At 33.7% G+C, this 14770-nt stretch carries 9 protein-coding genes; 2 read left to right on the top strand and 7 right to left on the bottom strand.

Annotation, left to right across the window (positions count from 1 at the left end):
- The first annotated feature begins 19 nt into the window (after positions 1-19).
- Positions 20-1687, top strand: a complete 1668-nt coding sequence (locus WBG07_RS06080) for a SulP family inorganic anion transporter (protein ID WP_340199631.1) — start codon at positions 20-22, stop codon at positions 1685-1687.
- Between the two features lie 154 nt (positions 1688-1841).
- Here WBG07_RS06080 and WBG07_RS06075 read toward each other — a convergent pair whose 3' ends face one another.
- From WBG07_RS06075 to WBG07_RS06055, 5 genes are all read right to left on the bottom strand, one after another.
- Positions 1842-2231 (bottom strand): hypothetical protein, encoded by a 390-nt coding sequence (locus WBG07_RS06075; protein ID WP_340199630.1) that lies wholly within the window; start codon positions 2229-2231, stop codon positions 1842-1844.
- Between the two features lie 180 nt (positions 2232-2411).
- Positions 2412-3536, bottom strand: coding sequence for a serine hydrolase domain-containing protein (locus WBG07_RS06070; RefSeq protein ID WP_340199629.1), 1125 nt, complete (start codon positions 3534-3536; stop codon positions 2412-2414).
- Positions 3537-3619: 83 nt separating this feature from the next.
- On the bottom strand, positions 3620-4738 hold the full coding sequence (locus tag WBG07_RS06065) for a serine hydrolase domain-containing protein (protein ID WP_340199628.1): 1119 nt from the start codon (positions 4736-4738) through the stop codon (positions 3620-3622).
- A gap of 407 nt (positions 4739-5145) precedes the next feature.
- Entirely contained in the window at positions 5146-5562 is a 417-nt protein-coding gene (locus tag WBG07_RS06060) for a hypothetical protein (protein ID WP_340199627.1), read from the bottom strand.
- Between the two features lie 178 nt (positions 5563-5740).
- Complete coding sequence (locus WBG07_RS06055) at positions 5741-8371, bottom strand: TonB-dependent receptor (protein WP_340199626.1); 2631 nt, start codon at positions 8369-8371, stop codon at positions 5741-5743.
- Positions 8372-8673: 302 nt separating this feature from the next.
- On the opposite strand from WBG07_RS06055, the gene WBG07_RS06050 reads away from it, so the two are divergent.
- Entirely contained in the window at positions 8674-12951 is a 4278-nt protein-coding gene (locus WBG07_RS06050; protein ID WP_340199625.1) for a hypothetical protein, read from the top strand.
- 190 nt (positions 12952-13141) lie between these two features.
- Here the strand turns inward: WBG07_RS06050 and WBG07_RS06045 are convergent, their stop codons facing one another.
- Positions 13142-13558 carry a hypothetical protein gene (locus WBG07_RS06045; RefSeq protein ID WP_340199624.1) on the bottom strand — a complete coding sequence of 139 codons (417 nt, stop codon included), beginning with the start codon at positions 13556-13558 and terminating at the stop codon, positions 13142-13144.
- 145 nt (positions 13559-13703) lie between these two features.
- On the bottom strand, positions 13704-14630 hold the full coding sequence (locus WBG07_RS06040) for an immunity protein Imm33 domain-containing protein (protein WP_340199623.1): 927 nt from the start codon (positions 14628-14630) through the stop codon (positions 13704-13706).
- Positions 14631-14770 lie beyond the last annotated feature (140 nt).

Here is a 14770-nt window from a genome sequence, read left to right as displayed (position 1 = left end):
TTATTGCTAAATAAAAAGTATGACAAATATTTACAATTTTAAATACCTGAAAGGTGATATCATGGGAGGGTTGGTGGCTGGTGTAGTTGCTTTACCCTTGGCACTAGCATTTGGTGTACAATCTGGTATGGGAGCTACCGCTGGTTTATATGGTGCTATTGCCATTGGTATTTTTGCTGCTTTATTTGGTGGTACAGCCACACAGGCTAGTGGTCCTACAGGGCCTATGACTGTTGTTTCAGCGGCTTTAATTGCAGCTGCAATAGAAATTTCAGGAAGCCTAGAGAATGCCATGGGAATTATTTTACTTACTTTTCTTGCTGGAGGTCTGTTTCAGGTTGTTTTTGGTTTCTTAAATATCGCAAGCTATGTAAAGTACTTTCCCTATCCTGTAGTATCAGGTTTTATGAGTGGTGTGGGATTGATTATTGTTATTTTGCAATTGTTTCCTTTTGCTGGACTTAGTGCTCCTAAATCTACCGTAGCCGTTTTACAAGATATTCTACGCCTTTTTAGTGATTTTAACACAGAAGCCTTAATACTTGGCGGAATAACCGTAATAGTGTATTATCTATTCCCTAAAATTACCAAAGTAATTCCCAGTGCATTAATGGCACTTATTATTGCTTCTCTAATTGCTTTTTTTGCAAAAATGAATGTTCCGGTTATTGGAGAGATTCCTTCTGGCCTGCCCAGCATTAAAATTTCTAATATTATGACTGTTGATGCGAGTGCCTACAGACTTGTTCTGGAGTATGGATTAGTACTAGCAGTATTAGGAAGTATAGATTCTTTATTGACTTCTGTTATAGCAGATAATATGACTAAAACCAAACACAATAGTAATAGAGAACTTATAGGTCAAGGTATTGGAAATATGATAGCGGCAGTTATTGGAGGAATTCCAGGCGCAGGTGCTACCAAGGGAACCGTAGTAAACATTAATGCAGGAGGGAGAACGCGTCTTTCAGGAGCTTTACATGGACTGTTCTTATTGGGTGTGTTATTAGGATTGGGGCAATTGGCGGCGCATATACCTCTTTGTGTGCTCGCAGGTTTGTTAATCCCCATTGGTTTTAAAATTGTGGATTTTAAAGGATTAAAACACTTAATAAAAGTACCAAGAGCAGATGCTGTTGTCCTTATAATTGTATTGTTAATAACCACCTTTGGAAGTCTTATAATGGCGGTAGGCATTGGTGTAGCGCTTGCCTGCTTATTATTCATGAAAAAATCTGGTGATTTGAGTGAAAAAGGATTGGAAGTAGGTGCTATATCTGATATAGATGGCTCTAAACCTTGGCAGGATGAACTGGAATTCTATGAAAAATACAAGGATAAAGTAATTATTAAACATTTATATGGTTCTTTATTTTTTGGTTTTACATCCTATTTTAAAGATAAAGTGAAATCTCATTCAGAAGACGTAAAAGCTATTATCTTTAGAATGGATAGGGTTCCCTATATAGACCAATCTGGATTGTATGCCCTTGAAGATATTATTCTGGATCTTAAGCAGCAAAATATAGAGGTGATTCTTGTTGGTTTACAAGAACAACCCTGCGATATGTTAAAAGCGGTTGATATTATACCAGATCTTGTGCCAGAAGCAGATTTATTTAATAATGTAGAAGACAGTTTTAATTATATGCGAGAAAAGCTGAAGTCTTCTGATAGGTCAAAGTAGAAACTATAAACCTTAAAACAGTGATTTTCTAATATAATTAAACCCAAACAACTATGCGCTAACCCTATGATCTTTCTCTGTAAATCATCGGATTATTTTTTACTCATCAATTAGTACATATGTTATAAAACATGGAAAAGGATCTTTTTATTGACTAAAGGACACTGTAAATGAAAAAGCTCCCAAACAGAAATGATAAGGGTGAAATATATTGAAAGTATTTCGGTTTAAGTATTTCGGCGCATTTTAATGCGTACCCATGATGAAGCTTTCTGGGAACAAAATACAATACCAAAGAAGTTCCTAACATAAACCATCCCACTATTTTAAACACCTCTGGAAATTTAGAAAGGGAAGCGTATAAAATAAGACCTATTGCCGGAAGCATTCTAATGGTTATTTCAGCATAATTAATCAAGTTGGTACTCCCAGCTTTTCTAAGAACTTGCCTTGCCTTTTTAGGAGCAAAAAGCATTAGTAAACCTGCATAAATTAAGAACATTCCAAATAAGATAATACTGTATTTTGCTATTGTTATCCACATACTTTAAAATCAAATTTATAGATTTTTTAAAAGATTCCTTTTGGTTTGTTTTTGAACTTTATACAGTTTCTTTATAATTTAAAAATCCGCGTCCTATCATTTAAATACATCTCCCAGTAAGAAGAATAAAAATGAATAATAAGATGAGGATTTCTAAAAAGATCAATAAGGTATCATTATCTATTCCCCAATTGGAATCGTATAATCTTCTCCAAAATAAATATCTATAAAAGCAATTGGTATATTAAATTCTAAAAATTCATCAAACCTCTGAAAATTTAACCCGTTGGTTATATAAGACATACATACATCTTCTTCCGGAAAATAGAATGTTATAGATGAAAAATTGTCTATGTCCCCAAAATTCACAATAAAGGGCTTTCCTGATATCGTCATTCCCGAAAATATTCCCATACCAGCGCTCCAATCAATATTTTTAGTCATTTCACTTAGGGAAGCTTCCGTTATAATCTTATCTTCAAACAGCGCCTCATAAAAAGTATTTAAATCTGTTGGAGTGCTCATAATAGCTCCGGCTCCACCCCAAACACTGGCATGAAATTGAGGTGATGGATTCCAAGTGTCATTCCAATAATCATAAGATAAAGCCTCATTGTTAGTAGTATTAATGGTCTCTCCATAATAATAGGTATTAGACAGGTTAATACGATTGGTTATTCTATCTTCTAAAGCGTCTGCATACGATTTTCCATCAATTTTTTCTATTATAAACCCTAAAAGCACATAGTTAGTATTGGAATACTCAAATACGGTATATGGCTCAGTACTAGTTCCATATTCTATAAAACGCTCTATAAATTCAGCTTCAGTGATTGCTTGTGTTCCCCAGTTTGAAAAATCAGGATCATAGACATAATTAACGAGACCACTCCTATGTCTCAGGAGGTATTCAATAGTTATGGTTGATGAATTAGGCATTTCTGGGTAGTAATTGCTAAGTGGTGTATTTAGGGCTAATTTACCTTCCTCCACCAACTGCAAGATCATGCAAGCTGTAAAGGTTTCTGTCATAGATCCAATTTTAAACTTGGTTTGTGAACTTATGGGAATCGTATTATCAAATTCTGCCAGACCAATAGATCTTTGATATACCTCTCTGTTATTTTTAGAAATAGATATACTAGCTCCCATCAAAAAACCTTTATCCTCAAGAGTTGAGAATAAAAGATCCATTTTTGCACGGTCAAAATCATCTTTAGGGGTTGAGTTGTCATCATTAGCGCATGAACTTAGTAATAAAGTAATACTAATAAGGAAGGAAGTAATTAAATTGAATTGTTTCATTTTGTTAGAGTTTTTAGTAATTAATGTTTAAATGAGGGAGGGAAGTTTACAAATGGCAACTAATAATTAGTCTTGGTTTAAGATCATTCTAATGGAATAGTATAGTTATAGCCAAAATAGATATCAAATGGGGCATACGGTAAGTTAAATTTCTCAAGATCAGTAGAGTTTTGAAAATTTATTCCACTAGATATATAAGACATACAGAGATCTTCTTCAGGAAAATAGGCAGTTACGGAATTGAAACCATCAATAGCTCCATAATGACCAAAATCAGGTTTTACAATACGTATAACGTTTGGAAATAAACCAATGCACACTATATTACTAATTGATTTAGTCATCTCATCAAGAGAAGACAGAGATACAATACCACCATGAAAAAGGGCATTATAAAAGATATTTAAATCTGTAGGAGTACTCATAATAGAACCAGATCCCGCTGAAACACTTGCATGAATCTGAGGTGCAAGATTCCAAGTGTCATTCCAATAACCATAAGATAAACACTCGTTGTTAGAAGTATTGATAGTTTCTCCGAAGTAATAAGTATTAGTAAGGTTAATAGGATCTGTAATTCGATCCTTCAAAGCTTCTGAATAAGTTTTTCCATCAATTTTTTCTATAAGAAATCCTAAAATCACATAATTAGTATTGGAATAGGTAGAAAAAACATTTGGCTCATGTATAGTTCCATATTGTGTAAAGCGCTCTATAAATTCTGTTTCTGTAATTGGTTGTGTTCCCCAGTTTAATAAATCTGGATCATCTGTATAATTGAAAAGACCGCTTCTATGCCTCAATAGATTTTCAGTAGTTATAACTGATGAATTGGGCATCTCTGGATAGTAATCACTAAGAAGGGTGTTTAAGGTTAATTTGCCTTCCTCCACCAACTGCATAATCATTGCAGCTGTAAAGGTTTTTGTGATGGATCCAATTTTAAACTTGGTTTGCGAATTTATGGCAATAGTATTAGCAAGGTCTGCCATACCAAAAGATTTTTGATAGATTTCTTTGCCATTTTTAAAAATGGATGCAGCTCCCATGGTTAAATCTCTTTCTTCCAGAGTGGAAAATAAAAGATCCATTTTGGCACGATCAAAATTATCTATAGGAGGTGAACTGTCATCATTAGCACACGAACTTACTAATAAAGTAATACTAATAAGAACGTAAGCAATTAAACTGAATGGTTTCATTTTGGCGGAATCTAACAAGTTTGTAGTAATATGAATACAAAATATTTCTCAATAATAAATGAAGGCAAGTAAGGATTCATTATTGATAATCTAATAAAATTAAGAAAAAATAATAAGAAAAAACCTATAAATAAAAAAGTAATTTAGGATAATACTATAATCTATATTCTTCAAATACAATTATAGCAGCAAATTTGTCTGTGGGAATTAATGATTTTTACTATTTACTTCCTATAATTAATTAGAGCTGTAAAATAAGTACAGTTGAAAAGGAAATTAAAAACAAAAAAGAGATAAAATTCGGTATCCTACTTTCAAATAGAATATCAATAAGAAATTTAAATAGCAAGAATTTAGAACTGATTGATTATCAATTAAAAATATGTTTTCCTTTAAAGAGGACTGAACTATTGTATCCCCCTAATAATATCTAATCTGTTTTTTGGGGCATCTGGAGCCAAGAAATCTGGAATTGTGGTTTTAGTCCGTCTTGGACGTTTTAAAAATTCCACAGGCCATTCCGTTAACCTTTCCTCTTTTTTATGAATAAATATTCCTGGTTTGGGTTCGTCAATGTATTCTTTTTGCAAAATTAGAGCGATCGGTCGATCTGCTCCCTTGGTATTTTTTGAAAATTTTAAGGCTTCCTCAAAATCAGCAAACATATAATAATAGTCATTACCCTCTTCCAAATCCTCAGCGCCATTTTCTGGATGACACCAGACTCTGTATTCAAGTACATCATCCCATACATAACCTCCCCCTGTCTTCACAAGAGCGGGATAGCTACCAATTTTTGAATGATTTTTTACACTTGGGTACATCTACCTAAATTAATTGAAAGATAAAAAGAATTTGAATAATTGCAGGAAAAAATTATCCAACTCTATACTTAGAATAGGTTGAAGTACCTCTATTTTTCTAATTTATTTGGTCTTCTATTTAATGAAAAAGCCATTGGAGCGATTCCAATGGCTTTAAAATAATGTTGAAAAGTTACTTTTAGAAGCTAAACCCTAAACGAGCGTAGTAATAAGCACCTCCAAATCCCATTTGAACAGCGTCCCAATATCCACCAGATTCTGTTTCAAAATCATTTTGCTGATCAGGATACTGATTGAAGATATTATTCCCTCCAATACTAAGTTTTAAATTATCACTTAAGGCATAGCCAAGGTTAAGGTCAAAAATAGTCTTAGGATCATACACATCTTCCGTATCTGCGAAATCAACAAGAACCACTTCACTAAAATGTGTACTTCCTAAAGCTACATCAAATTTATTAATTGCGTAAGTTAGGTTCAATCCAAACTTATAATCAGGAGCTGAAGCTAGTAAAAATGCTTTTTCTCTTTCGCCAAAGAAAGTTTGCTCGTCTAATGCCCCATTATTAACAGATGTAATGCTCATATTATTCACATTACCAACTAAAGTCGCTCCAAAATTTCCTTCGCCAAGTGCGGTTTTGTAAGATAAAACTACATCAAGACCAGTGGTTTCTGTATCCACACCATTTGCAAAAAACTGCGCTTCGTTTACATTCACTCCAAGAGAGCTCGCGTCAAAAGTTCCAGTAAGAACAATTCTATCATCTACCGTTATATGATATCCATCAACGGTAGCGGTAAAATTACCAAAGGTAGCTGTAAATCCAACAGCCGCATTAAATGCAGTTTCCTCCTTTAACCTACCTATACCAAAACTTGCAGTAACAGGACTGTTATTTGGTGACAACAAACTTTCGGTAGCTACACCACCTTGAAAATCTGTAAATCTTAAGTTATAATAAATTTGAGCTAGTGATGGTGCTCTAAAACCCGTACTTACAGATCCTCTTAAATTAAAATTATCTGTTACTTTAAGTCTAGTGGCTAATTTTCCATTAAAAGTACTTCCAAAATCACTGTAATTTTCAAATCTTGCTGCAGCTGCTAATAAGAAATTATCTGTAATATCAAGTTCCGTATCTACATACAGTGATAAATTAGAACGATTTCTATCTACTTCATTAGCTGGGCTATACCCTGGAAAACCTTGAGAACCTCCTGGACGTAACTCTCCTGAATCTGGATCTGTAGGCTGTTGTTGGTTTGCTGGATCTGTAATAATTAAACCATTGGTATCATAGGTGCCATACGAACCAGGTTCACCAGCAAATATGATGAAATTCTCAGTACGGTATTCCATACCAAATGCAAGGTTGAATCCGCTAGCAACCTCATCATAATACTTTGAAAAATTCACACTGGTAGTATTTTGACTCAAACTGTGCCCACCAGCATCAAATTCTGTTGGAGAAGCCTCTTCTAAAGAAGCATTTAAAGTACCTTCTATAAAATAATGAAAGCTATTTTTACCCCATGTATTATTAATGTCTATATTCCAGTCTCCGGCAGTTAAAGTTCTTACTCCTACAGAAATAGAATTATCCAAAATATTTGACGTAATTCTTGGAGTAAATCCATTAGGGTAAATAGAAGTAACTACTCTTTCTCCCCCATTTCTTGTAAACGCATATGCATCTGTATCTCTATAGTTACGTCCACCAAAAGCATACACTTGTGTGTTATCGGTTACCTGAATACCAACATTTCCAAAGAAATTAAAGCCAACAATAGCGGCTTCACCAAAACCTCTTCTAAAATCATATCCCGGTCTTAGGGTTTTGTTCTTGTCTATATATTCCATGGTGAAATTACCAAAGCCTTCTTCTCCAATTTTAATACCATAATTGGCCGCTACTTTCAAAGAACCTCCATCAAAACTTCTATCATCTCCAATTACATTTCCATCTTGATCTGTATCAAGTCGGTTTCCATCTGTATTTGGTGTGCCTGCTGGAAAATCTCCCTTAGCATTCGTATTGTAAGCTCCATAGCTTATCAATCCATTTACTACATCTGTATTGTCTTTAAGCACGATGTTAATAACACCAGCTATTGCATCAGAACCATACTGAGCAGAAGCTCCATCTCTTAATACCTCAATACGCTTAATAGCAAAAGCAGGTATTGCATTAAGGTCTGTTCCTGAATTTCCTCGTCCACGAGTACCAAATATATTAATAAGCGAAGAAGTGTGTCTTCTTTTTCCATTAATAAGAACCAATGTTTGATCCGGTCCTAATCCACGTAAAGTTGCTGGATCTATATGGTCTGCACCATCTGCACCAGATTGCTTATTGGCATTAAAGGAAGGTGCCGCATATTGTAATAATTCATTTATTTCAATTCGTCCAGATTGTGTTGTTATTTCTTGCACATCAATAACATCTATTGCGAGCGCAGTATCCGTTGCTGTTCTTTTAGGACTTCTAGACCCTACCAATTGAATTTCGTCTAACTGCATTCCTTCTACTAAGGATACATTAATAGTTGTTTTTCCATCCACCGAAACTTCTTGTGTAACAAACCCAATATAACTAAATACTAAGGTTGCATCACTACTAGCGGTGATTGAATAATTACCATCAAAATCTGTAGAGATACCATTGCTAGTTCCTTTTTCTACAATGTTAACCCCTGCTAGAGGCTCTCCAGATTGATCTGTTACGGTACCCGAAATTTGTGTCTGGGCAAGTGCTGCTCCCATTCCTATAAAGCATATAAAAAGCACTTTAATTAGGTGTTTCATTTTATTTTATTTATCAATTAAGCGCGTAAAATTATAGCAAACTTTTTTAAAAAAAATTAAAAACGGTCAATCAGCCTCAGAATTACGAATACAGTAATAGTGTTAAAGAATTTTAACAATTCAATAAAACTAATGATCTTTTATTGAATTAGATATAATACGGTAATCCGTAAATTTTAACAATTTAGGCTTCTATTGTTATTTGGCTAAAACACCCATGGGGGTAAAGTAGAAATATGTTTACTTCTTCTCGAATGTATCAAATTTAAAACTTAAAAAATTGTTAACTAAAAACTATTATTATGTTGGCCCGCGAAATTAAAGATCAATTAATTCAGGAAATGAAATCCATTAAAGATAAAGAGGGAGCGATAGATGGAAGAGTACATGGATTTATAGATAGAGATAAACAAATATCTTACACTATGGATCTGTTTAACAACCAAGCAGATCAAGATATAGAAACTTACCGGCAGGAATTTTCAAGAAATATAAATGCCTGGATCAATTCTTCTTCTAGTAGAGCGCGTATGGTAATTACAGAAGCTACTGAAAACAACATTAGCAGTTTGGCTAAAGCCACATTTAACGCAAGTCCTTTAGAGCGGGTTGTAATAGCCGGATTGGATTCAGAAAAGCAAGAATTACTAAAAAAAGAATTACAAAAATTATGGAAGGACCGGCTAGAAAATTCAGAGTTTGCTGAGGATAATAAAGAACAGTTTAAAAAAATATTTGGTTCACAAGACACCCAATATATTGATTTGAACCAATTAATTGAAGAACGCAGTCTTGAAGAATTGTTAGGCCCTCATTTATTTAAATCAGACTTAGATGTAGGCTTTGAAACAATGCAAAAGGAATTTCCTCAATTTGAGGTAAATATTGAGGAAGTGTTATGTTTTGGAGACAGTAATGAGTTAGTTGAAAAATTAGGAGAACTTGGAAAAAATATTCAAGCAGGTGTTCCAGTTTTTTCTGTTAAAGCCACTCCTTTCCAAGATAACGATGAAGGGCTGTGGAAATGCGCTTGTAAAGATGCAGAAGCATTTATAGCGCAAATCACTTCCGGAAAATCTGCCCCAGAATTAATCGGGTCAAGTAATGAAACAGGCTATGACAATATAACTATCTCACCTACCTTCCAAAATTTATTTACTATTGATGGAATGCAACAAGAGATGCGCAATCAAGAATTTTCAAGTGCTGATGAAGTAGCGCAAAAAGATTTGGATTTTTTCAAACAGATCTTGTTTGATGAGGCTTTGTATCCGGCAGGTACTAGTCCGGAAGCTATTACAAAGACTATTTCTAAAGCTACCTCAAAACTGGGTGCAATGAAAGCTACCAAAGTATCACAGGCACTAAAATGGAATATGGTCAACAGACCTGTATCTTCTGCGGTTGAGGTTGAATTTGCCATAGGAGGAATGACTTTGGATGGAGGGAATGATTTGATTAAGGAGAATCTGGATAAGAAAAACTCCTATAAGTTATTTTTCGAAGATTTGTTACAAACCCTAGTAGAGAATAGTATTGAAAAAGAACAGGCTGTTAAAATAGCATTTGCAGAAACGGTGAATGCTTATACCGCTATTGAAAAACACAATAAATCTATAAGAGAACTTGTACACGGTGAAACAGGAGCCGAAGCATGGAGAGACTTAGGTCTTGAATCTACAAATAGAGTTAAAGAAGCAAATAGCTTAGGGATTAAATTCTTAAGACCTTTAATGCCACTTTTTCTAACTGGAGCTGCTATAGGTATTGTAGGCTTAGCTTTAACCGGAGTTGGACTTCCAGCAGCTGTGGGCTTAGGTTTGGGAATTGCTGGTTTGGGAGGTAGTGCTCTTGGAACCACTGCAACGGCTATTTCAATGTATTTTCAAATAAAAGCTAATAAAAAACATTTGCCTAGGGCTAATACAGCATTTGCAGAAGCTAATGCAAAAATGTTTTACGCACAAAGAGAACGAGATACACAAGTAGTCGTTGCTTTAAATAAAATTAAAGAAAAGCTAAAATCTAATGGAATTGATGGTCTTCGAGAACAGAATCGACAAAATCAAATACAGCTTATTCAGGAAAACTTACCTACAGGAAATAGAGTGACTCGTTCTGCAAAGAGAAAAATGCTGAATAAAATGAGTTCTATGGAAATGGAAGATGATGTAAAACTCGATGGAAGGGTACCGGAAGGTAAAATTAATAGAGGTGCGCAGTTAGGCTATACCATGGATCTTTTTGTAAATCAAGCAAACAGAGCTAAAATTAGTTCTAATGAGGAATATAAAATGGATATTAATGCTTGGATTAACTCGTATTCTAATAGAGCAAGATTGGTTATTTTAGAAGCTTCGGAAACTAATATTAAGCAACTTGCCAAGGTAACTTTTAACGCCAGTCCTTTAGAGCGGGTTGTAGTAGCGGGTTTAGACTCTGATGCCAAGCAGGAGGCTTTAAAAACAGAACTTCAGGAACTATGGAAGGAAAGATTAGCTAAATCCCAAGAAAACCAGAAACAGTTTGAAAAAACTTTTAGAACAGAAGCTAATCAAGAAATGAATATAGACGAACTCATAGAAGAGCGCACTTTACCAGAATTACTGGGGCCTCATTTGGCTAAAACAGATCTGGATACAAGCTACGAGACTATGAGAGAAAATTTTGGAGAGTTTGATGTTAATATAGAGGAAGTATTATGTTTTGGGAATAGCACAGAACTTGTTCAAAACTTAGGAGAATTAGGTCAAAAAATACAATCAGGAGTTCCTGTCTTTTCTGTAAAAGCAGATCCTTTCCATGAACATGATCAAGGGTTATGGAAATGCGCTTGTAAAGATAGCTCCGAATTTCTTGAAGGAATCACTTCTGGAAAATCTGCTCCGGAGCTTATAGGAGAAGAAGAAGGAATAGGATATAAAAACATTACATTATCACCTACTTTTCAACAGCTATTTGAAATAAATGGTTTTAAGGAGAAAATGGATGATCCTACTAATCCATTATCAAATGATATAGACCAAAAAGACCTCGATTTTTTTAGAAAAATATTATTTGAAGAGGCCTTGTATCCTGCCAACACAAGCCCTAAAGCGATCACTAAAACCATTTCCAAAGCCACTTCAAAATTAGGAGCGATGGCAGGAACAAAAGTAGCCGATTCTTTAAAATGGAATTTGGTAGAAAGACCTGTTTCTGCAGCCGTTGAGGTACAATTTGCCATTAGCTCAATGACTTTGGATGGAGGAAATGATTTGGTGAAAGAAGATCTGGATAAAAAGAATAGTTACAAAGGCTTTTTTGAAGATTTAAGGGATTCACTTATTAAACAGGGAACCCTATCTGAAACAGAAGCTACCAAAACAGCATTTATAGAAACTGTAAAAACATATACTAAAGTAGAAAAAAATAATGAGACTATTAAAGAATTAATAAGAGGTACTAGCGGGGCCAACAATTGGAGAGATTTAGGACTGGAGACATCAAATAAAACCCGTAAAGTAACCAAAACTGGTGTAAGAGCACTAAAACCACTAATGGGACTTTTTTTAATGGGTACCGCACTTGGAGTTGCTGGCTTGGCTACTACCGTTGTTGGAATTCCACTAGCCATAGGATTAGGAATGGGAGTACTTGGAATGGCAGGGAGCGTTGCAGGACTTTTGGCAACAGGAATTTCTACTGTAAAACTTTCAAAGGCTAATAAAAAGTATCTTCCCATTGCCAATTTTGCTTTTGCACAGGCCAACTCAAAAATGTTTAAAGCGCAAAGAGAACGAGTAACTCAAACAGCAAAAGAATTAACAGAAGTTAAAGAAAGATTTGGAATTACTAATACAGAAGAAAAAGTAGTTCAACCAGTATTAAACGTAACAAGGGGTGTAGACATAGATCTTAGTGCGAAAGTTGCACTATCTAGTCCTAGTTTTGATTTTGAACCCAAAATATCTGTAAATACTTCAGGGGTTTCTCTGGTAGATCTCTCAAAAGAGTTTAAGAATAGTTCTCTTTATAATTCTCAGGTAGGCACGTATATCTTAGCAAATTTACCTGAGAATGCTAAAACGGAAATGCCCGAGGATCAGTTAAATGATACCATAAAAGAACTATTTATAGATTTCCACCTTAAGTCTTGTGATCAGGAAATGGCAGACCTTGCCAGAAATGATGAAAAGATGAAGCAGCTTATAAAAGACCCAGATATGGGCATTGACCATCTTACCTTTTTATCTGTTCTTTTTGCTGAGAGCAATATTGATATGAATAAATTGCTAACGAATCTAGACAAGGAATCATTTTCAAAACTTACACCAAAAGACATTAAAACTTTACTAATTCCAAAAAATAAACATCGGGAGAGACTTACTATGTTTGATAGATTTGGAAGAGCCGTAGAAAAGGCTAAGAAAATGCCTAGAACTTTAGGTAGATTTTTAGAGCCTCTAAATCGTCAAAAATCCAGACCGATTCCTGCTTTAGGAATTACAGATTCTTTTAAAGCAGAAGTACGCAATCTTCCCAATTTTGAAACTAAAGAAGATAAGAAAAAACCCCTGAGAAGAACTAAAAGTTTTTAATTTCTTGTGGTTTAGTATTTGAAACATTTATAAACAAAAATCTTTTATGATTACTTCATTTCTTTTTGAATAGTAAACAGAGAAGATTTTTGTTTTTTTCACCTTCATTAAGTTTGCCAATAAAATATACAAAGTTCACTGGAAACCACAGAAATTAATGCTTATACCATAATTCTTAAACTGAAGAATATTACTCTTTACAAATTTTACCTATTTGTTCTATATTTTCTCCATTTGAAAGACTTAAAGTCATCATAATTTCCATACAATTCTCTTCTATTTTTATAGAATTAATAAGGATTCCGTTATTTCTATTTATCACTCTTTGTGTTTCATTCAATTTGCCCATCGATTCGTCATAGGTAATTCTATAGCTACATTCATCAATCCATTCTAGTTTTCCGTAAACTACCTCTTTGTCCTCAGTTCCTTTAGGGTATTCTAATTGATATTTACTTGTTCTAATTATAGTATGTTTAAAATCACTAATAGAATCTGATGGAATAATAAAAGTACCTATTTTAAAATCTTCACAAGTTAGTTCTTTATGACAGGAGCAAAGCGAAACGATACATATGATTATGATTACGAAGGAAAGATTTTTCATATAATTCAAAAAGGTTTGTGTTATGCTGACGATTTGAAAGTTGTTTACTCAGATTTTAATAGAAAACTCCATAAACTATTAGTTAAAGGTACTAATTTTAGTATAAAATGTATTTACAACCAAACTTACGTTTGTTTATAGACACTTATTCTTCAATTTTTTCAAATTCTCCTTGTTCATTTCGTTCAAAACTTGTGCCTATCTCAGATTCTAAAAGATGAATAAACGAATCATCATTAGATAAAACAGCACCTATGGAAACTAGACTTATATTATCTAAGTTACTCATATATTCTTTAGATTCATCACCAGACAAAAACCTCCAACCAGTATCTATATAATCCTTTTTTTCATCTTTCTCAAGAGGTTTTTCCCTGTAGAAATAATTTATGGGTGCATTCTCATAAAGAATCTTATTAGTAGCAAAACACCTATCAAAATATTTATCTGCAAGATTAGGTTCAGATATACCCAAATCGTGGTCTATAATATGTTTGTGTTCAAAGTTGATGATATCACCAGCCTGTAATTCATGTATATAAAAAGGATGATTGTCAAGAGTCCCTGCAAATTGATTATCATTAATTTTTGTAATCTTAACCCACATTCTTTCCGCTGAAGGATGTTCTTCATTAATAGATTCAAAATAGAAAATCAATTTAACTAAATTTCCAATTTTAAGCTTTTGAGTTATTTCTTTACTGGGCTTGTAAAATGTATACTTGTATTCTTTCGCTAGTTCTTCAGCATCAATTAACTTCCAACTATTAGTGGTATAGCCTAGCGAATTTATTCTTCTTAAATCAAACTCCCATTTTTTATCTAACCCACACTCTTTAATAATTTCTTTAGCAATTTCAATGCCCTTCTTATCAAGAATTATTGAGTGTTCTACAAGAACAGCTGAGAGATTCTCAAATGCAATTTCCCATTCATGATTCTTTATAAATTCATAGCCTTCTTTTAAATTTTTTTTTATCTCTTCTATGATTTCCGTGTCAACTTCTACAGATAAAATTTTAGATTCTATAAATTCAAAATAATTTTTCAGGATTTGTGTTTTCTTTTTCATGTTAAGTATCATAAAAGGGGATTGGCATAAAACCGTAAGCCACCATTAATTAAGACGCTATTTTTATCTAATGTTTTTAAAAATATCCATTTTAATTTCATAAACGTGAGTTCGATATAACTTTCATAAAATATAATTTA

The sequence above is a fragment of the Ascidiimonas meishanensis genome, assembly GCF_037782385.1.
GTDB classification, from domain to species: Bacteria; Bacteroidota; Bacteroidia; order Flavobacteriales; family Flavobacteriaceae; genus Ascidiimonas; species Ascidiimonas meishanensis.
Note: the sequence above shows the minus strand (reverse complement) of the source record. Positions and strands in the feature narration are given on the sequence as shown.